The organism is Phycisphaerae bacterium (assembly GCA_035384605.1).
In the GTDB taxonomy this organism is placed as follows: Bacteria; Planctomycetota; Phycisphaerae; order UBA1845; family PWPN01; genus JAUCQB01.
The window spans coordinates 1-20,436 of sequence record DAOOIV010000046.1; the positions used below are offsets into that span (position 1 = coordinate 1).

Here is a 20,436-nt window from a genome sequence, read left to right on the forward strand (position 1 = left end):
CTGGTCTTCCACGTGGCCGACATCGAGGCCGCACCTGTTGTCCGAGAGATTTCCATGGGGTGCGCGGAGAACCTCTATCACAATGGTACGATCGGTATTCGCTGCCCTGATGACCGGGTCGCAGGTGACCTGCTGATGGCGGTCCGGACACCGGTTGTGGCAGCCAGTGCCAACCCCGGCGGTGAGGCGGCCCCGGTCGAAGCGGAGGAGTGCCTCCGGGCCCTGGGTGGACAGGTGGACCTGGTGCTGGATGCCGGCCGAACCCGTTACGCCAAGCCATCCACGATCGTTCGGGTTGATGAGAAGGGTTACGAGCTTCTTCGGGAGGGCGTGTTGGACGAGCGCACCATTCGTCGGCTGGCCCACGTGACTTTTCTGCTGGTTTGCAGCGGAAATACATGCCGCAGCCCCATGGCAGCGGGTCTGCTTCGGAGACTGCTTGCCGAGAAGCTCGGATGTGCGGAGACTGAACTGGAAGCTCGCGGGTTCACGGTGGAATCGGCCGGAACGAGCGCCTGCACGGGTGCTCCCCCCTCTGTGGCGGCCGTAAGGGCCCTTGAGTTCAGGGGAATCGACATCTCCGGACACCGTTCCCGGACGCTGACTTCGGATCTGGTCAGCCGAGCCGATTACATCTTTGCCATGACTGCCAGTCATGCGACAATGGTCACCTCGTTGGGACCTGGTGCCGGAACCTTGGTCAGAACCATCGATGAGGAAGACATCGAAGACCCCGTCGGTGGCAACGATGAGGTCTACAGCCAATGCGCCGATAGACTCGAGAAGGCACTGAGAAACCGGCTGAAGGAGATAGCTCTTTGAGAGTGGCCATCGGATCAGACCATCGGGGATATGCGGCCAAGGAGAAGATCAAGTCCATGTTGGCCTCCAAGGGTTACGAGGTCTTGGACATGGGCACCGACAGTCCGGCGAGTTGTGATTACCCGGATATTGCCTACCCCACCTGCAAGATGGTGACTTCCGGCAAGGCCGATTTGGGCATTCTCTTGTGCGGCACGGGGATCGGAATGTCGATTTCGGCCAATAAAGTCCACGGTATTCGTGCTGCCTGCTGCCACGACGAACTGACTGCCGAAATGGCCCGGCGACACAACAACGCCAACGTGCTCTGCTTGCCCGCCGACCTCATTGGCGAGGAACTGATGCGTCGGATCGTGGATGTCTATCTCAACACCGGCTTCGAGGGCGGCCGGCACGAGCGTCGGCTCAGGCGCATCGCCGAGTACGAGATGAAGGAAGGGCAGAACGTCGGCGAAGCCATGAAGCAGGGCAGTGCTGCCGCTCTTTCAGAGCACGGCAAGGCCACTCGGAAGATGTAATCGCTTTGATCCAGACCTCGTGGGAGGCCTGTTCCCGTGCGGGCTCTGTGTTTCCCAGTTTTCGATTCCGCTCCTGAATCCAGTCCTTGTTGACGTCGGGCCGCCCTCTTTTCTGTAACAAACCCTCCGCAAAGGTGACTAAGGCAGTGTGGACCGATGGGGTCCAAAGGGGTTTGATAACCATAAGCTCTTGTAAGAAGGAGACTTAAGATGCTAAGGAAAACCATCAAGTATGGGGTAATCGGACTGACGGGGTTGCTCGTGACGGCCGGTGTTTTGTTTGGGACCGATCTGGGCAGTTACCTCTGGACTTCCACCAGGACGGTGCGGACGGCAGTCCGTGACTCGGTGCCGATCGAGTTCGAGCTGCAACGAGCCAGAGACCTGCTGGAAGACATCATTCCCGAGATGCAGGCCAACGTTGGCCTGATCGCCAAGGAAGAGGTCGAGATAGCCAACCTCAAGGAGGAGATTCAGCGGGGTCAAGCCTCTCTTGCAGAGGAAAAAGCCCGGATCACGAAGCTCGGTGATACGCTGAAGGCACAGCAAGTCCGCTACGTCTTCGGTGGCTTGGAGTACACCCATGACCAAGTCAAGGCGGAGCTGGCTCGGGCCTTCGATCGGTACAAGGAGGCCGAGGTAGTGCTGGCCGGCAAGCAGCGGCTGCTGGACACCCGCCAGAAATCGCTGCAGGCTGCTATGCAGATGCTCGAGCGGACGCGTAGCGAAAAGGCCCGTCTGGAAGACCGGATTGCGGCTCTGGACAGCCAGCACCGGCTCCTGAAGGCCGCTTCGACCACCTCGCAGGTGCGGGTGGACAACAGCAAGTTGGCCCAAACCGAGAAGCTCATAGGCGACATCAAGAAACGACTCGACGTAGCCGAGCGCGTTCTGGCCCATGAGGCCCAGTTTGTGCGGCCGATCGAGATCGACGTGATTAGCGAGAAGGACCTCCTGGCCCAGGTGGAAGAGCACTTCAGCGGCAAACCGGCCCAGGTCGGGGCGGCAGCCGCGGAAGCGACCAGCCCGATCGCCATGGGACAGGCCGGCGCTCGCACCCCGACCCCATGAGTGGGGCCGCTCGCAAGCGGGTATACTGGTGGTGATCGTCGGCAGGGGTTCTGGGGGCAGGAGTCCGATCAGTGCTGATTCTCAAGATAAAACAGGCTGCAACTGCGCTGAAGGACGGCCGGCTAGACGAGGCATACGAGCTGGCTCGGGCCGAGGATTTCCGGACCCACCGGGAAGGCCAGGACCTGATCGGTCAACTTGTCCGGAAGTTGGTTGCCCGAGGGCAGGATCATCTCTCGGCCGAGCGGCTTGGCCAGGCTCTGGCGGATTGCGAGAAGGCGGAGCGGCTGGGGGGCAATCTGCCTGAGACTGCTGCGCTGCGTGCTGCTGTGACCGATGCGATCGCGAACCGCCAGCAGGTCGAGCGCCGACAAGCCGGGCTGGTGACCATGGCCCGTCAGCACATCCGGGACGGATGGCTTTCGCTTGGCGAGCAGGTCTTGGCGGACGTCGCAAGCGAGACTGCCGAGACGCTTCGCAGGGAAGCTGAGGCCCGCAGGGTCAGGGCAGAACAAGCTCTGAACAGAGCCGAGCAGGCCCTGAACAAACAGGATTGGGCTCTGGCGATCGAGTCTCTTCGAGAGGCTCGCCAAGCCCATGCCAGCAACCCGCAAACCGCCGACCTGATGGACCGCGCCACCGTGCTGGTTGCCGATCAGACCAGCAAGGCGATCAATCAGGGACGATTAGACGCTGCCGAGGCCATGCTCGAGCACCTCGCTTCGCTGACGAAGCCGACGCTTCAGATCCAGGAATTGACCCGGTGCCTGGGTGAGTGCCGCAGTGCCGCAAGCTGCCTGGAGCGGGGTCAACCTCGTCAGGCAGCCGAGATCCTTCATCGGTTGTCGGCGGCTTATTCTGAGGCCGCCTGGCTGACCGAGGCATGTCGACAAGCAGAGCAAGCAGCGGCGGCGACTGAGAACCTGCGACGGGGGCCCTTGGGCTGGTTCACGGGGAGCGGTCCGCCCGTCCGGACTCCCGTGCCGACCTATGAGGCGGACCGCACCGACACTATGCCGCCCGCCAAGCCGGCGAAGGGACACGCCGCAGGTGGCGTAGTCCCTGATCGTTTCATGCTGCAGATCGACACCGTGGGTGGTTTCCTGGTCCTGCGACAGCCGCGAGTCACCGTTGGGCCGATCAGCTCATCGCGGCGGCCGGATCTGGCCTTGCTGGCCGAGGCCGGATTGCCTGTGGTGACGATTGAACGGCAGGATGATGATTACTTCTTCTCGTCGGAGACGCCGGTTCGCGTCAACGATATGCCGGTGCAGCGAAAGCTGCTGTCGGATGGCGATCAGATTTCGCTCGGGCCGAGATGCGTCGTGAAGTTCACGCTGCCCAGTGCGGCCAGTACCTCGGCGGTGCTGCACCTGTCGGGTTGCCGGTTGCCCAGCGGCGACGCTCGACGAGTCATTCTCATGGACAAGTCGATCGTGCTTGGCCCCGGGTCCCTGGCTCATATCCGGGCCGACCAGATGGATGCGCCCGCCGTCCTGCATATTCGGGATGAACGGCTTCTGGTGCGAAGCACGACCGTGGTAAAGATCGACGGCCGGCCGATCGACGATCGGGTCGGCATTCCTGTCGGTGCATGTGCTTGTATCGGACCGATTTCCTTGGCGGTCGCGAGGGCAGAGGTCAGAGCATAGAACCGCGCGGCGGTACCGGCATCGACCGGTTGTGTTCCGCTGAAGGGAAGCCACGACAATGGACGGATTCCAATACAAGTTTGGCGACCAGCCTTTGGAGGGCTACACCATCCAGCGGGCCATCGGTCGCGGCGGTTTCGGCGAGGTGTACTATGCCGTCAGTGACAGCGGCCGCGAGGTGGCTCTCAAGGTCGTCCAGGGCTATGAGGACATCGAGCTGCGCGGCGTGAGCCAGTGCATGAACCTCAAAAGCCCGCATCTGGTCACCGTTTTCGATGTGAAGCGGAATGCCGACGGACGGCCCTTCGTGATCATGGAATACGTGGCCGGTCCGTCGCTGCGAGAACTGCTTCAGGAGGCCCCGAGTGGCCTTGGGATTCAGAAGGCCGCCTTTTTCCTTCGCGAAATCGCCAAGGGATTAACCTATCTGCATGATCGGGGAATTGTTCACCGCGACCTTAAGCCCGGAAACATTTTCTACGAGGACGGCTACGTCAAAATCGGCGATTACGGCCTCAGCAAGATGATCGCTTCCAGCCGGCATTCGGTTCAGACGATCACCGTCGGCACCGTCCATTACATGGCCCCCGAGATTGGTCAGGGCAACTACGACCGGAGCATTGACATTTATGCCCTGGGCGTCGTCCTGTACGAGATGCTCACCGGCCAGGTTCCCTTCTTCGGTTCCAGCCACGGCGAGGTGCTGATGAAGCACCTCATGGCTCAGCCTGATCTCAGCCAGATCGAGGAGCCGTTCGCGTCGGTGATCAGGAAGGCCATGGCCAAGGAGCCGGCGGAGCGATTCCAGTCGGTTCAGGAGATGGTCGAAGCCGTCTTTGGCGCCGAGCACATTCAGCAGAGCGTATCGCACTTTCGGCCCGAGAGTCTTTCGATGGTCGCGCGCCGCGTCGCCCAGAAGGTGACCGTCGGCGGGTCGGGTTCATCGGCCGAGCATGCCCAGGGCTTGGGACCCACTGCGCCGAGTGGGGAGGCCGGCAGCAGCGACGTCTGGCAGGACCTCAGCAAGCACATCGATGATTTCGGCGAGAAGGTAGGCAAGTGGGGCGAGCGTTTGAGCGATCGGATGGCCGCGGTCGGCGACCGGGTCGGCCGGCAGTTCGGCCAGAAACCGGCAGCACTTCCCTATGCCAACGCGGCCGCCCCGGCTTCGGACGGCGTGATCGATACGGCACTGGATCCACTCGACCGCCGGGCAAGGAAACGCTTGTGGGTGGTCGCTGCGCTCGTCATGGGCGCCGGAACCGGGATCATCGAGGCAACCTCGCACAACGGAGGCCCCGCGATAGAACTCAGCATCTTCGCCACCGTTGCGATATTGCTGGCGTCTCTAGGCATCTTCCGCGCCGGGCGCCTGCTGGCCGAGCGGATGCAGAAAGAGCGCGGGCTGGGTCGTTACGTGGCCTTCGGTGGCGCTGCCGCCCTGGGAGCACTCGCGGCCGTATTCTTCGGAGAAATCGGCCCCTTTCGCAAGCAGATCCACGCAGCCCTTGACGACAACGCGCTGCCCTTGCTGGCATCCTGCTTCTTCATCGACTGGTTGGGTCGCATGAATCCCGTGCGTCAACAGCGCATCTCGTTCGAGAGCGCCTTTACTGCCGGGTTGCTCGGCTTCATGGTCAGCATTTTCACCGACGCCAGCGCGATCGTGATGATCGGCGTCCTGGCCGGGCTGTCGATGGCCGTCCAGGCGGGCAGCGCGTTCATCCCACCGGCTCTCCGCAAACAGCTTGGGATAACAAGAGGCAACGGCCAGCACGATCATCCCAGACCGCCCGAGAGAGGCACACCTCCGGCGGCCGACCGAACCCCGCAGATCCAGAACGCTGAAGCTCATCGCCCTCGCCCGCTACCCGTTGCCGTGCCTCCTGGAATAGAAGTACCGTTGTTTGTCAGGGCCTTGTCGCTGCTGGCGTTCGCCGTTCTCCTCGGTGGCGGGATCATTTTCCTCATCCTCGCGGGCATGGCGAGCCCATCCAATCTCGACTACTTTGCGGGCTGCGTTTCCGCAGGCATCGGGGCTCTGCTGTTCAGCGTCTTTGCTTTGGTAAAGGCCACGCAACGGTACCTGGTGAGTTGGTGGAGCGGTCTGATAAAACCGGTTCTGATGATCGCCTTGCTCGTGACGGGCATCGCCTCGGCAGTAGCACTCGGCTCGATGCAGCTTCACAACGACGACGAGATGATCGCGATAGCGGTGATCGTGTTCGCGGCGGTCTTTTTCATCTTCGTCGCCTGCACAACCAACCGCATGATTCACGCGGTCCTGGGCCAGCCCTTTCCTGACGCCGGACGGGCAACCCCCCGAGCCGAGCATGCCGCCGGCGTCTCGCCGCGAGGCCGTCTGTGGGCCATGCTGTTGGCCTTGCTGTTCTTCGCGTGCCCCATTGGCGGACTGCACCGGTTCTACGTCGGCAAGATCGGGACTGGCGTTTTGTGGCTGGTCACGTTCGGCGGGTTCTTCATCGGCCAGATTGTCGACATCATCATGATCGCGGCCGGTCAGTTCACGGACAAACAAGGCCGTCCGCTGTTGACGTGGACCAACCCCAACGAGTTCAAGGGCCGCCCGACGGTCGCTACCGAAATCTCACCCCCGCCTGCTTCTGCGGTCGCTACCCCCATGGTTGCGCCCGGCGACGTCCGTCCCCTGGAACTCGGAAGCCTGATGCTCTCCGGCGTGGGCATGCTGGTGCTGCTGGCGGGTGTGCTGACAGGCCTGCTGGTTGCCGTTCATCTGCCGGCCATCATTGCAGCGGGTATTCCGGATCAGAGCTTGGAGCAGGAACTGACCCGGGAGTTTGGTTATTCGAACTGGCCGCAGCTGCTTGAGCGAATCGGCACCTTCGTGGCCGTATTCCTGTTTCTAGCCAGTTGTGCAATACTCCTGCTCGCTCGCCGCAAGTCCGGAGGTGCCCACTGCCTGCGTGCGGTGCTGGGGGCCGTGGCCATCGGTGTGAGCCTGGCTGCTTTCGCCGACGCAACCAGCCGGATCCAATGGGCGACAGTATCGACCCTGTTGCAGGCCGAGCGGATCGGCCCGGCCATCGACGCGGCACTCGGCGCGATCGATAAGGAAGGGGCCACTATCTCCGCGGTATTGCTTCTGATTTCGATTGTCCTGCTGTTTTGGCCAGCCGATCGCCGGCAGGCGGATGTCACAACTGTCGGCGGCGATGCTGTGTCGGCGCGGAGGTGATGCCATGACACACGTGGAGGCACTGCCAGTGGGAATCAGCTGCTTTGGAATCTTCTTACTCATCGCCTTGGCCGGCCTTGTGGTTTTGATCCTTGGAAACCGCGGTGCTCGGCGCGTGCTTGCCGGTCTGGCAATCGGCGTTGCGGTGGTGGTCGTCTTCGGGTTGTTGGCGATGTTTTGGGGGAGGAGCAGTGTCCATTACAGCACGTCATCGCCGACACTGTTCTCTGAGGCTGTGTACCCGCCCGAAGATGAGGCGATGGAGAGCCACGCCGTCCGAGGGGTCACTATCGGCAGCAACGGCGTTGTCGTAAGAGAGGGCAGCAGTTCGATCGTTGTCAATGGCAACGGCGTCTCAGTGACCGACGAGTGGATTGACGCCGGGCAGGCGGATTTCGAGGCTGACGTTTACCCCTCGGAGCGATCCGCGGCCGTAGCGCTGGCCCGGAAAGCGATCAAGTCCTGGGATCGGGTTCTGCCAGGTGGACAGGAACCGACCCAGATTCTGATTCGCGGTGACAGTGAGTTGGAGCCCGCTGTTGTGCCGGCAGTCTTGCAAGCTTTGCGGGCGAAGCTCGGCGATGATCGCGTCGAAATGGATAAGTCGCCACAAGAAGCACAGATCGAAGAAGTTGAGCGAGTCTTGGTCAGTCCGGGCTCAGCTCCGTCCCTGCCGGAGGCCGATGCGACGGTTCGGCTGGCGATCAACGGGAACTTCAGCTACGTTCATGGTGGTCGAGGCGTGATTCCATCGCAAAAGAGAAACGGGACCATTGAGCTGGTTCTCTCGGGCCCGGCGGGCAAGAGCACGCACACCGCAGCCTTCGTCAACAAGCCCTGGGTGGAGTACGGAATCGACCGGGCCGCGCAAGTATCCGGCCGGCAGCCGATGGTCGCGCGTTCGAAGCGGCTGTGCCCGACACGCGGCGAGGCCGAACAGCAGGCTATTGCCGAGGCCGCGAAGAACCTGGTTCCGCTCGTCCGCACCGCCCTGGAACGTCTGGAGAGCAGCGGGGCCAGCCAGTCAAACCGCGGCGCGATTGCGATACAGCAGCGCCGGCCCGATCCTGAGCTTTACGAGAAGATCCGAGCCGAGTTACTGCGCGGGACCGGCGTCGACGACCAGTTCACGCAGCATATTCATCGACCTTATGGCGATGTCTGGCAGCACGCTCTGCTGGTTGATGGATCGGATGGGCAAATCACCGCCTATGCTCAAACGTTTCTCCCCCAGATCGTTCAGCAACAGAAGACCGCCCTGCGGATCCGCAAGTCGTGGGCGCGGACGATCGTGGGTCTTGCGCTGTTGACTGTCCTGATCGCGGTTGTGTATGCGTTTCTGAACGCGGCAACCAGGGGGTATTACACATGGTTACTGCGCGGTAGCATGGTGCTGCTGGTGCTGGGTGGGGCAGTAGTGCTGCTGCTCATGACCTGAAGGCGGCGGGTGAGTCCCGCGTAGGGCACGGTCGGAGCCGCCGCCGGCGGCGCAGACCTGCCGCTGCGTAACTGGCCAAAGAAAACGGCAGGTCTCGGTCGCTGCGGCGACCTCGACACTGCCCTACAGTCCGCCTCTGCGGCTTCCTGGAGGAAACAGACGACAGCGTGGCGAACATTTTAACCGAGGCCGAACAGTACCTGCTCGATCAGATCCGGCAGGGTCGACCGCAGGCCTGGGAGCAGTTCGTGGACCGCTACCAGGGCCGGCTGGAGGCCTTTGCGCGCAGCAAGCTGCGCACCCCGGCCGACGCCGAGGACCTCGTTCAGGACGCGTTCATGAGTTTCGTCCAGTCGCTGGGGGCTTTTCGCGGACAGGCGAGCCTCGAAACGTATCTCTTCGCCATTCTTCGTAGAAAGATCATCAACTGGGGCCGCGGCCGCAAATCGAGCATTTGCCTGCTTCAGGATGCGCTGCCCGGCGGGGGGCATGATGACTCGGGCGACGCCGCCGACCGGTTGGCCGCTCCCGATCAGACGGCCAGTTGGTACGTCCGTCGCGATGAGGAGCAGGAGCGGCGGCACGAGGCCCTGGCCCAAGCCATGCAGGAACTGGTCGACGGCTTCAAGCAATCGCTCAACTTTCGCGATTTGAAGATCACCGAAATGCTCTTCTACTGCCGATTACGCAACAAGGATATCGCCAACATCGCCGGGGTCCGAGAGAATCACGTGGCCGTGACCAAGCACCGCTACTTGAAGCAGCTTGCCGAGCGGATGACCGCGGTCCTCGGCAATTCGTCGGCGGCCTGTGACGATTCATTTCTGACTGCCGAAGGCTCCGATGCCATGCTTTGCGAGATCTGGCAGGAACGCCGGCTCAGTTGCCTGAAGCGCAGCACCATTGGGGCTTACCTCCTCGGCACGCTGGAGCCGGAGTGGCAGGACTATGTCACCTTCCACCTGGAGCGGCTTGGCTGCCAGTTCTGCCGGGCGAACCTTGATGATCTTCGCCGACAGACCGCCGACGACGGTACGCGCCGCCTCCGCGACCGGATCATGGAATCGACCGTAGGTTTCCTGCGGAAGCCGTGAGGCCTATTGTCGGCCCACCCTGTTCAGTCGGGCAACCCGGTCCTTCGATGGCGGCGGGAAACCAGGACATACAAAATCGCAATTCCGGCCAGCAGGATCAGCGCAATCAGCAGCTCTCGGATCTGGGCGTGGCTGATAAGCACCACGCAGATGATCGCCCCGACGACCGGCACGAAGAGGGGCACCTCGAAGGTACCCTTGGGTTCGCCTTGTCGACGCTTGAGCACGACAAGTGCCAGATTGATGATCGTGAAGACGCCCAACAGCAGCACGGATGTTGCCTTGGCCAGGACGGAGATGTCGCCGGCCATTGCCAGGGCAATCACGATGAGCATCAGTATCAGGATGGCCGAGTCGGGTGTGCGTCGCTTGAAGTGGACTCGACCAAGGACGGCGGGCAGCAGGCCCTGATGAGCCATGCCGTAAACCAGCCGCGACCCCATGATATAGTTCAACAGCGCGGTGTTCGTGATGGCAAACAGGCATACGCCGGTGAACAGGACCGGCGGACACCAGGGCGCCGCCTGGCGAACCACTTCCACAAGCGGGCCGCCGGATTCAGCGAGTTCCGCGTGCGGCACGACCGAGATGGCCGTGATACTCACCGCCGTATACAGGCCCGCTACGACGAACAGGGCCGTCACCAGAGCACGCGGCAGGTTCCTCTCAACGTCTTTGACCTCCTCCGACACGTTGAGCAAATCCTCGAAGCCCACGAACGCATAGAAAGTCAACACTGCTCCTTGCAGAACCAGCGATGCTGGTCCGACGGTCGCGTGCGGCGGCATTTCCAGGTAGTTGACGCCTCCCCAGTACCGCAACCCGACGATCACGATGAAGACCAGGCCGCCGCCCTCGATGGTCGTACACAGGATGTTTACCCACGTGCTCTCCTGCATGCCTCGAAGGTTGATGATGGTCAGAAGAAGGATGAATCCCAGGATGATCAGCGGGGCCGGCAGGGGGCCGCTCAGCTCCATGAAATAGCCGGCGAACGCCCGGGAAGCAGTGGCCATAGAGGTAAGCCCGGACGCAACCACCGCGAGCCCGATGAGATAGGACAGCATCGGCCGGCCGAAAGCTCGTTGGGCGATGTATGCCGCTCCGGCCGATCGCGGATAGCGGGAACCGAGGCAGGCGTACGAGAGCCCGGTAAACATGGCCGCGAACATGCTGGCGAGAAACGCCAGCCATATCGCGTTGCCCATGACGCCCGCGGCTTTGCCGATCAGGGCATAAATGCCGGAGCCCAGCATATCGCCGACGCCGTAAATCGCCAGCGACCAGAATCCCATGGTGCGCAACAGCGCATGCTCTTCGCGGGCAAGTGCAGGCTTTTCACGCGGAGGGGAAGATACATCTGTCATGGGGACATTGTAGAAGCCAAGTCCGCCGGCGCATAGCTGACCGGGTCGCCCCGCATGATGAAACGGTCTTGGGGGGCATCCAGCCTTCTGGCTCGTCGGCCGATCGGCAAGATGTCAGGTTTCACATCGAAGCTTCAGTATGCGATTTCACTCGTAGGCCCGTATCTCAAACACCCTGGCGGATGCGTCGCCGTTCGTCGCGTTGATGTTGAGTCGCAAACCACTTGCGGTTACCGGGTCAAAGCGATGGAGCTTCTTGCGGAGGTAATTGCCCGTCACCTGGGCGACTGTCTTGGCCCCGCCTTTATCGAGAATCTGCAGCTCATAGTCGCGAACGGTTTCAGGCTGGGCATGGCGAATCATCTTGGCATTCTGGTGGTCGCTGAGGGTCAGTGTCATGCTTCGGTTCAGAGCGGTGTCAAACGTCAGGTGCACTTCGCGGATCCGGGCCGGCTTACGGAACCGCAGCTCGATCCACTGGGGCATCTTCTGCTGCGGGTCGGAAATCCATCGATGCGTCGCCGGTCCGACGCCGCGGGTGACGCCGTCGATGACGTTCGCGGCCCTGCCTTGCACAGTCTCGCTGGATGCTCGGATCTCGGCGGTTCGAGCCAGATCGAGCGAATCGGAGTTTGTGGCCCCGATGATGTAGGCATCGTCCTTCAGAAGCTGCTGCTGCAAATCGTGGATGGCCTGCCTGCCGAGCTCACGGGGTGTGCACTTGTTTCGGATGCACATGACCGCCGCCGTGCCGACTGCCTGCCCCATGACCGAACCGGTTGCCATTACGCGGGTGCTGCCGAAGGCCACGTGACTCATGCTTGCGTCCCGGCCCGCGAAGAACAGGTTCTCGATGTTCCGTGAATACAGGCAGCGCAGAGGGATATTATACATCGGCACGCGGATTTGCAGGCACGGTTTCTCCTTGCTGTGAATCCCAATCGACGGGTGCAAGTCGATCGGCCACCCGCCGTAGGCCGCGCCGTCCTCGAATTGTTCACCACGCTGCACTTCCTGCTGGATCAGCACATGGTCGCCGACGAATCGCCGGCTCTCGCGCTTGCCAGGGATGAATCCGAACCAATCCAGCGCCCAATTGGCGCTTTCGGGGTGTTTGCCGCTGTTCTTGATGTGGTCCCAGACGCCCAGGGCCGCCGCGATCAACTCATCTCGAATTCTCTCGTTATCACGGATGGTGTCGATATGGCCTCCCCATTCGACCCACCAGAAGCCCCATTCCCAACTACCGTGCGAACGGTAAGGCAGATCCTCGCATGTCGGGAAACGCAGTGCCCAGTCAGGCGGCGTAAAGGGGATCGGCTGATCGTATCGGCGGGTGGTGAACAGGATCGAACTGCCGAGCATCTGGTTGTCTGGTTGCGGTGGAGCCAAATCTTCGCCGAATTCCGTGCGACCCTCCCGTCCGGTCCGGAATTCGGCGCCGGCCTCAGCCCCCAGTCGCCCATCGCCGCTGGTGTCGATGAACATCTTGCCGCTGATCGTAAACACGTCCTGCGTGCCGGGTCTCGCGGCCAGCACGGCCGCGATGCGCGATTTGGAAGCCATCACCGCGCCGCAGCATGAGGTGTTCAGCAGGACAGTAAGCCCCTGCCGGCGGCAGACCATTTCGTAAAGGAGAAGATCAAATACTCCATAGGAACGGTGCGGATTACGGACGACCTCGTGGAGGCGAATCTCCTCGATGATACCGCTTTCGCGGGAGTCGGTATCCGAGCGGGCCCCGTGCTCGTCGGCTCCCAGAATGTGGAGCCGGATTTCACTCGAGGCGTTGCCCCCGAGTACTGGCCGATCGTGTACCAGCACGACCGAGGCCCCGTGGTTCAAAGCTGCCAGTGCTGCCGACACGCCTGCCATGCCACCCCCGACAATGACCACGTCTGCCTCGATCTTGTTCGATCGGGTCAGGCGGCTTCCAGACTCAAAGACAGCGGCGGCATCGGCTTGCCCGGCTTGCCCCAGGCCGCTGCTTTCAGCCCTGCACCCACCCAGGAGCGGGGTCAGCGCCGCGCCGCTTCCAGCGGCCAGGAACAGGTCCCGACGTGTCAGATGCCGGTAATCTTGCTGATCCTGTGTCATCTCAACGCTCCTCTCGATGCGGATGTGACGGATTTGCCCTCGGCACTGCCCGGGGCCGGTTTGGGAGTATGAGGCTAGTTGCCCTTCGGCGTCAACGTCCACGGCTTGTTGACGTCCCGACGGCGGAGGGTAGCATCACTTCTGGGGATGGCTTGGCGGGCGTGAAAGCCGGCTCCACGTGTGTTCCCGGCCACGCAGCCATCCCGGCCGTAGGCGGCAATGCCGATACAGCGCTTCTCATGCAGCATTCTCCCCTGCGTGGCAGAAGGTGAGCGGAATGATGACGCATGGACGATTGGTGGGTGACGGATTTGTGCAGACGGGGCGGGGTCTGGCGGTTCTGGCGATGGGCATGATGCTCCTGGCCGGTTGTGCCGGCCGGGAACACTACGACCGCGGTCGTATGCTGATGGCTTCCGGTCAGTATGACCAGGCAGTCACGGCCTTTGATGAGGCGTTGGCTCAGTCTCCCGGCAACAGCAGGTACCATAACGGCCTGCTCGAGGCCAAGTCTTTGGCTGCCGACCAGCACGTCAAAACGGCCACACAGTTCGTTGCCGAGAAACGTCTCAGCGACGCACAAAAGGAGCTGGATACTGCTTTGAAGCTGGTACCCGCGCACCCGGAGGGCGTGCCTCTGGCGGCGCAAATTGCCCCCCAGATTGCCGAATGCGAGAAGACCATTGCCGAGGCTCGCGAGGCGCTGGCCCGCCAGGAATGGACCGAGGGTGCGAGGCTGATCGCCGAGGCCGGGAGAATCGACCGGAGTCATCCACAACTTGAACTGTTGCGGAAGGAGGCTGCCGATACGGTCACGGCTCGCCAGTTGTTGGCCGCCCGGCGAGCCTTGGGCGCGCGTGACTGGGATGCGGCGCTGGCGGCCTGCGCGCAGGTCCGGCGAGTAGCCCCTGACAATACCGAAGTCGTTGGAATCGAACAGCAGGTGAAAGACCGGCGAGAGGCACAGCGGGTGTTTGACTCGGCCAAGGCGATGATTGACGCAGGGAACTCGAGCGGCGCGCTCGGTCCGTTGCAGCAGGCGGCGGGGCTCTGGCCGGACAACGACGAGATAGTATCGACGCTTGACCGGGTCAAAGGGCAAGTGGTCGACAAGTTGTCGACCCGGTCGCGGGACGAAGCTCGGGCCGGCCGTTTCCAGGCGGCTCTTCAAACGCTGGACGAAGCCATGGTCCTGGAGCCAAACCGCGAGAGCCTGCGGCAGCAGCGAAAGCAGGTGCTCGATGGCTGGATCGCTGGACTCATGGAAGACTATCGCCGCCACAAGGCCCAGGGAGCATGGGAGTTAGCCTGGGTCGACGCCGTGCAGGCTTTGGCCTTGGCCCCGACACAGCCCGAACCGGTCGTCCAGGCTTGTCTGACGGCCGAGGAGGGAATCCGGCGAGCTATCGCATACAACCTCAACGTGCTGCTGGCACCATCAGACGAACGCCGCCTGGACGACATCATGGCCGTCTGTACCGTGCTTCTCGAGGAACTCGGTGACCAGCGTCCGGATCACGTTTGCCTGACGGAACAATCGATATTGTCGAAGCTGCTGGCGGAATTCGCCGTTTCATCGGCCGATGTGAACAATCGCGACAAGCTCCAGGCCGTGGGCCGGCGGCTGCGAGGTCCCAACGTATTTCTCTTCGTCAATATGGACATCGTCAAGGTAAACGTCGGCAACCCGGAGTCGGCAGCATCGGGTACGTCCCGACTGGATCTCCGGATGAACATGGTCGACGTATCGAGCGGCAGGTTACTTTGGAAATGTGTGGAGATGCTTCCATTGGAAGGATCTGCCTCGCCAGGCGGTACCGCTGCGACCGCGAGGCCCGTCGCGGTGGTGCATGCGTCAGGGCCGTTGACGGCGGACGGTATCGCGGTGCTTCGACCGGTGTTGCGGGCCAGAGTGTCGGACATGTACCGGGGACATGCCGGATCTTTTCTCCAGGCGGCCGGCGCCGCCACCGGGGACACGGCGACCGAGTTCAACGTTCGATTCCTTTTCGACCTTGTGTCCATGCCCGACGCGCAGACTCTGGGGTCGGTTCTGGATGCCGTCTTCGGGTCGGTGGTGAGCGGGGACATATTGGCCGCCTGCAAGAAGATCGCAAGTGAACGGCTTGCCCTCGCCAAGCGAGTGGCGGCCCGGGACGAGCATCCGGCTGAGAAGATGTCCGGCCCGGCGATTCTGCCTGCATCACGGCCGGCGGTCTCGACCGCCACGGCACCCGTCGCCCACCAGGCACCGGCGGTTCCTTCCGCGTCAAAACCCGCGACAGCCGCGCCCGCCAGTGCAGATGTCCGGTCCTTTCCTGCGACTCAGCCCCGGCCGGTGCCCGTGCCGGCTTCGACGTCAGCGGCTTCGACGGCCCCGGCCGAAGACCGAGGCCCGGTTCGCGTCTTTCAGGGCGTCGTCAGTCGCGACGACGACCGGTTCACCAAGGAACTGGCAACGGTCGATGGGATCGTAGTCAAGCTTCTGGATACCGACGCAGACCCGCTTGATGCCGATATTGAGATTCGCGTGGGCAAGCGGAGCAAGAAGTATGAGGACAAGCCCCAAGGAGCCCGGATCGGCGGTTACGGTGAGTCAGGTCGTGCGTATGTGGTCGTGATTCTCAAGATCGATGACGAGACCGAGACCGTCCATTTTGCCGTTGAGCGGGTGGACACCGTTCCTCAGCAACAGCCATAATCGATTACTTTCCCGTCAGCACAAACCTGGCCAGGGTCGGTTGTCGGCCGATGATGTGAGTGATGGTATAGTTGAGCAGGTCGAAAGCATCTCGCGCTGTCGCCGGCGTCAGTCTGGCTTCGCGAAGGGCATCCAGTGTTGCGCCGGACACCTTGCGTTTGTCCACGATGCCCGGTTCGCAATTACGGCACGCCAAGCCGCCTTGGTGGACGGCCAAGAAACCCGCCCGTCCGGCAGGGGCCGGCTTGCCGCACATGACGCATCGGCTCAGGTCCGGCCAAAGACCCGCCGAACGCAGTAACGCGCATTGGTAGCCGACGAGAAGCGGCAGCGGCTCGGCCCCGCAGGCCAGCCCCCCGAGCAAATCGCGGAGAGCGTCAAAAAGATCGGCATCCGGGTCTGCCTCTTCCACCATCGCGGTTGTGATCTCGGCCGCGTACTGCCCCCCGTATAGCCTCTGAAGGTCCTCTCGGAGTCCCATATAAGCATCGAGTTGCTGCCATTCGGTCAGTGTGCCAAGTGAGGCGTCAGACTGGAACTTGGCGATGAATGCCACTTGCCCGCGTTCAAGGAGGTCGATGCCGGTCGCAAAACGCTTGCTGGTGCCCCGCTTGATGCCTTTTGCGATCAGCCTGCGGCATCCGTGCTCGCGGGTCAGGAAAACGAGCACTTGAGAGGTCTCGGAGTAATCCAGACGCTTCAGGGTGATGGCCTCATCCTTGATCGCCGGCATGAACAGATCCCTCGCGCATCTCCCGATCCAACATGAGATTACCATATCAGCCGGGCCATAGACGGACAATCTGTCTTCACATCGCCTTGATATCGAGGACTTGAAGTGCGGCATGGCGCTGGTTGCCAATGCGGCACGCCACAGCCCGAGATGAATCACCTCTGTGTTCGCGACGGGCCTGCTGGGTACACGGCAATAGCGATGCCCCGCCCCTCGTTCTGCGGGAGGCGGGGCATCTGAAGTCATCGCGGCCGGTCTATTCTGCTTCCGCGGAGGCCGGGCGTCAAAGCCCGCCGAGGCTCTATCTGGTCGTGGGCATCGGAACGATCCCGCTGCGAGGCCCGAACAACCGCACTCCGATTCCGATCCGGTCTGCGTAACCTTCCTGGCCGAGCAGCAGTTCAAGGCGGATGATCTCGCCTTTTTGCGTGACACACTGCCGGTGGCCTGGCTCCGGTCCCCGCTCACCGATGATCAATCGGAATGTGTATCGTTGACCGATGGCCACTCCGACGTTGCTGGGCAAGACAGCGAACAGCCCTCCGTCGCCTATGTTGAGGCATTCCGCTGTGAGGGGCGGCTGTCCGTTGTCCTCCGCGTCGTTGAACAGTTGCACGCTGCAACGTAGGGTGCGGCGACGTCCCTGCCGCTTCTCTTTTTCGCCTGTGGCGATTTCCCAGCGACGGAGGAAAGTGCCTGAATTGCTCGCCACAGGGAACCGATCTGACGGACGGTGGTAAATGTGACCACCTGGTTCCCGAATCCCTGGCCGAACCCCAGCTATCGATGACACCGGAGCCTCCTTGCTCCTTTCCCCATTTCCGAAACCAAGTACTGCGACGTCCCGGCGACCGCGATTCTGCACGCCGGCGGGCTGACCTGTACCTGCGGGCAACGAATCGTTCCCGCACCTCCATGCCTCGGCTTGCCGTGTCCCTGAGACTGCCCGCAAGAGATCCAGCGATCTCGGGCAGTGATTACTCGATCGGTATCTGGCACGTGCTCTAGGACGGTGTGGGATCGGCCGGGGCGGCAGCTACTGCGTCCGACCTGCATTCAACGCGCGTCGATTCGCAGGGCACCCGAAAGAATAAAGCCAAAACACAAATCTCGGCACTTCCGCCCTCATGAGGGCCCACGTCCCGAGCTCGTCTTTTCCTGAAAATGACGCCTTAATTATACTGCAAAGCAAACCCGAAGCAAGGCGCGTTTGGCCAATTGCTCAACTCAACGGCTTGTTTTTCCGGGACTTCAAGACGGCCGGGCGAACGCCTCGCCGGGCTTCTCCGCCATTGGTCGTCTGGCTGGGTTTGGCTGGTTCACAAACCCGCCTGCGGCGGGGTGTTTGCCTGATTTCCGGACGAGCCGGCGTTTGCGGGTTGACAGGTCGGATTGCACAACGTCTAATAGTATTGGCCGCAGATGTCGTAATGACATATAGCGGCTGCGGCCGCGAATACGTTATATGGTTTGCACCGCTTGAGCCTACCGCCATCATCCATACATTTGCCCTCAAGCGGGTGGTGCATACCGATTTGCGGCCAACCATGGCACAGCGGGTGTCGAATGGGCGGTCTTATCGCCCTGAAACCTCGCGGGGAAAAGAAGTCGCACGGTTATCGACAGACGGATGAAACCATCGCGCCGACACGGCGAGAGGGTCCGTCCAACGATGAGAAGACGGTGCGACCGTCGGCAAACGGTGCCGAATGTGTCGCGGGAATAGTTGGGTTTCAGTCGTCGGCTGTAGCCTCGGTCGGCGACGGTGCTGGAGGCGGCGTTCGAAGAAGACTGCGGTTCGGCGGCCAGACGGCGGAGATTGTCGGCTCGTATGCGGTGTGACCCGCAAGGCCGGTTCTCATTCCGGTAATTCCATACGCTTCGCTCCGCCGGACAGTTCGCAGCTTCAGGACTCTTCAGACAAAGCCGAAGGCACGAAACATGTGCGTAAGCACAGGAGGTGTCTCATGAGGCGTAAGAGATCGGGCTTTACCCTGATCGAACTGCTGGTTGTGGTCGCCATCATCGCCCTGCTGATTGCGATCCTGCTTCCCAGCTTGGCCCGGGCAAGAGAATTGGCCAAGCGAACCGCCTGCGCGGCGAACGTGAGCGGCATGGGCAAGGGCCTGTATACCTATGCCACCGAAAACGCCGACGCGTACCCCCTCGCGGCCCCGAACACTTGGACGCACGGGAACCCCAAGACGGCCGTCACGTACTGGAACATGACCGGTAATCGGGGTGGTCCAAGCGCCGGTACCGGCATTACCCCAGCCAATACCGGTGATCCAGCCGCTGCGAACCCACTGATGAGTCAGCTGTCGACGACCCGGAACCTGTGGCAGTTGGTCAAGACCGGCGGAACCTCGCCCAGGTCGTTTATCTGCCCGTCGAGCAGCGACAACGCCGATACGATCGATAATCCCGCTGACTACTGGGATTTTCCGGCCAAGGCTGGCGATGGAACCGTGAATCGCGGATATGTAAGCGGTCAGGATAATGAGGGGTGCATCAGTTACGGTTATCAGGTTCCCTACGGAGATCAGGGAAGGCCGAGCACCGAAGTCGACCAACGCATGGCGCTGGTTGCTGACAAAGGACCATACTGTTTCAAGGTGAATGGCTCACCCCCGCCTACCAGTTGGAACATCACGGAGGCACAGAACCAGAGCCCCGATATGTGGATGCCGTATAATTCTCCCAATCACGGCGGACAGGGTGCCGGCGAAGGCCAAGTTGTGCTTTATGCGGATAGCCATGCCGAGTTTCAGAATAAGCCTATCGTCGGTGTGGGTTTTGACAACATCTACACTGCGTGGCCATCCAGTGGGAATCTGCTTGCTGACGCGAACCTGCGTACCGCTGGAGTCAAGCCGGCGAGCAACAATGCTCAGCTCGTGCCCCGTGTGAATACCGACTCGCTTATTTACCCGTAAGGTCGGTTATGGCAGCGCCATTGCGATACAAGCGATGGCACACGGAAGACGCAAATCCGGCAGGCCAGCCTCGGCTGACCTGCCGGCTCTTTTTACCCCACGACGGGTACCCAAGTCGTGGGTTGGCCCGTGCGCGGCTAGCCCGGAGCCCCAACTGATCGACCGGCTTGGCTTGCCCATGGGTTGCCCTGCCTCCGGCTCACCCGGCAGGTCGACTGCTTTGGGTTACCGTCACATGAGGGACCGTTTCACTTGACATTGCGTCCGAATGCCGTGCGAGCGCAGCTTCCTGTTTGCCCCAGGGCACCGAGAAGGGCGCCCAGATCTGAGCACACCTTGTTGTAGAAGATGGCAACGTCGCGCTGCCGGCGGTCATTAGCTGGGATGAAACGGTGGAGAAGGCAGGCCCTGTCGGTTACCGCCCTCGGAAATGCGACGGGAGGTCGGATGGCTAGAATTAGCCATAATCAGTTTCGAATTAAATCTTTTCTTGACTCTGAGCTTTTCCCAGCGGGATAATCTAAGCGAGGATAACCGATCGGGGGCGTCTTGGGTGGTCAGGTGTACACCCCATTCACCAGATGGCTGCAGTGGTTGATCTCTTGAGTGGCATAGCCACGGGAGAGTTCGCCGAGCCGCCCACGCGATGGACACACGCGTGCAGCGTTCGTTCATCGGGTCTGCAAACCCAGGTTGCAAGCCCCACTTCGATTGGTACCGGAAGTGTTAGGTCGGGTGGCCCACCTTGTGTGACGTGCTCGAATCCGGCAGCCGGGCAACAAGGCCTTGG

General features: G+C 61.8%; 14 protein-coding genes. 9 read left to right on the forward strand and 5 right to left on the reverse strand.

What is annotated here, in order from left to right; translation table 11 throughout:
• The 7 genes from PLL20_11575 to PLL20_11605 all read left to right on the forward strand — a co-directional run.
• On the forward strand, positions 1-822 hold an 822-nt coding region (locus tag PLL20_11575; protein HPD30628.1), incomplete at its 5' end, for a Sua5/YciO/YrdC/YwlC family protein.
• Positions 819-1,340 (forward strand): ribose 5-phosphate isomerase B, encoded by a 522-nt coding sequence (rpiB, locus tag PLL20_11580; GenBank protein ID HPD30629.1) that lies wholly within the window; start codon positions 819-821, stop codon positions 1,338-1,340. The genes PLL20_11575 and rpiB, both read left to right, overlap by 4 nt.
• 210 nt (positions 1,341-1,550) lie before the next feature.
• Positions 1,551-2,411, forward strand: a complete 861-nt coding sequence (locus PLL20_11585; GenBank protein HPD30630.1) for a hypothetical protein — start codon at positions 1,551-1,553, stop codon at positions 2,409-2,411.
• A gap of 71 nt (positions 2,412-2,482) precedes the next feature.
• Positions 2,483-4,063: a hypothetical protein gene (locus tag PLL20_11590; protein ID HPD30631.1), complete on the forward strand. Its 1,581-nt coding sequence runs from the start codon at positions 2,483-2,485 to the stop codon at positions 4,061-4,063.
• A gap of 58 nt (positions 4,064-4,121) precedes the next feature.
• On the forward strand, positions 4,122-7,280 hold the full coding sequence (locus PLL20_11595) for a protein kinase (protein ID HPD30632.1): 3,159 nt from the start codon (positions 4,122-4,124) through the stop codon (positions 7,278-7,280).
• A gap of 4 nt (positions 7,281-7,284) precedes the next feature.
• Positions 7,285-8,718, forward strand: a complete 1,434-nt coding sequence (locus PLL20_11600) for a hypothetical protein (protein HPD30633.1) — start codon at positions 7,285-7,287, stop codon at positions 8,716-8,718.
• Positions 8,719-8,885: 167 nt separating this feature from the next.
• Positions 8,886-9,812: a sigma-70 family RNA polymerase sigma factor gene (locus PLL20_11605; GenBank protein HPD30634.1), complete on the forward strand. Its 927-nt coding sequence runs from the start codon at positions 8,886-8,888 to the stop codon at positions 9,810-9,812.
• Between the two features lie 23 nt (positions 9,813-9,835).
• On the opposite strand, the gene PLL20_11610 is transcribed toward PLL20_11605, so the two are convergent.
• The 3 genes from PLL20_11610 to PLL20_11620 form a co-directional block, all read right to left on the reverse strand.
• Entirely contained in the window at positions 9,836-11,179 is a 1,344-nt protein-coding gene (locus tag PLL20_11610) for an APC family permease (protein ID HPD30635.1), read from the reverse strand.
• A 147-nt stretch (positions 11,180-11,326) separates the two neighbouring features.
• Positions 11,327-13,378 carry an FAD-dependent oxidoreductase gene (locus PLL20_11615; GenBank protein HPD30636.1) on the reverse strand — a complete coding sequence of 684 codons (2,052 nt, stop codon included), beginning with the start codon at positions 13,376-13,378 and terminating at the stop codon, positions 11,327-11,329.
• Positions 13,351-13,524 carry a hypothetical protein gene (locus PLL20_11620; GenBank protein HPD30637.1) on the reverse strand — a complete coding sequence of 58 codons (174 nt, stop codon included), beginning with the start codon at positions 13,522-13,524 and terminating at the stop codon, positions 13,351-13,353. The genes PLL20_11615 and PLL20_11620 overlap by 28 nt, the downstream gene beginning before the upstream one ends.
• A gap of 29 nt (positions 13,525-13,553) precedes the next feature.
• Between PLL20_11620 and PLL20_11625 the strand changes: the two genes are divergently transcribed.
• The gene (locus PLL20_11625; GenBank protein HPD30638.1) at positions 13,554-15,977 is read left to right on the forward strand and encodes a tetratricopeptide repeat protein; all 2,424 of its coding nucleotides are present in this window, start codon (positions 13,554-13,556) and stop codon (positions 15,975-15,977) included.
• Between the two features lie 4 nt (positions 15,978-15,981).
• On the opposite strand, the gene recO is transcribed toward PLL20_11625, so the two are convergent.
• Together recO and PLL20_11635 are read right to left on the reverse strand one after the other, a co-directional pair.
• Positions 15,982-16,710 (reverse strand): DNA repair protein RecO, encoded by a 729-nt coding sequence (gene recO / locus PLL20_11630; GenBank protein ID HPD30639.1) that lies wholly within the window; start codon positions 16,708-16,710, stop codon positions 15,982-15,984.
• A 301-nt stretch (positions 16,711-17,011) separates the two neighbouring features.
• Complete coding sequence (locus PLL20_11635) at positions 17,012-17,422, reverse strand: hypothetical protein (protein ID HPD30640.1); 411 nt, start codon at positions 17,420-17,422, stop codon at positions 17,012-17,014.
• A 1,255-nt stretch (positions 17,423-18,677) separates the two neighbouring features.
• On the opposite strand from PLL20_11635, the gene PLL20_11640 reads away from it, so the two are divergent.
• Positions 18,678-19,646, forward strand: a complete 969-nt coding sequence (locus PLL20_11640; GenBank protein ID HPD30641.1) for a prepilin-type N-terminal cleavage/methylation domain-containing protein — start codon at positions 18,678-18,680, stop codon at positions 19,644-19,646.
• The last annotated feature ends 790 nt before the right edge of the window (positions 19,647-20,436 follow it).

Bases quoted from the DNA above. Each gene is read 5' to 3' on its own strand.
- PLL20_11595 (HPD30632.1), top strand. From the start codon at position 4,122: ATGGACGGATTCCAATACAAGTTTGGCGACCAGCCTTTGGAGGGCTAC.
- PLL20_11610 (HPD30635.1), bottom strand. From the start codon at position 11,179: ATGACAGATGTATCTTCCCCTCCGCGTGAAAAGCCTGCACTTGCCCGC.
- PLL20_11600 (HPD30633.1), top strand. From the start codon at position 7,285: ATGACACACGTGGAGGCACTGCCAGTGGGAATCAGCTGCTTTGGAATC.
- PLL20_11585 (HPD30630.1), top strand. From the start codon at position 1,551: ATGCTAAGGAAAACCATCAAGTATGGGGTAATCGGACTGACGGGGTTG.
- recO (HPD30639.1), bottom strand. From the start codon at position 16,710: ATGCCGGCGATCAAGGATGAGGCCATCACCCTGAAGCGTCTGGATTAC.
- PLL20_11640 (HPD30641.1), top strand. From the start codon at position 18,678: ATGAGGCGTAAGAGATCGGGCTTTACCCTGATCGAACTGCTGGTTGTG.
- PLL20_11625 (HPD30638.1), top strand. From the start codon at position 13,554: ATGATGACGCATGGACGATTGGTGGGTGACGGATTTGTGCAGACGGGG.
- PLL20_11620 (HPD30637.1), bottom strand. From the start codon at position 13,524: ATGCTGCATGAGAAGCGCTGTATCGGCATTGCCGCCTACGGCCGGGAT.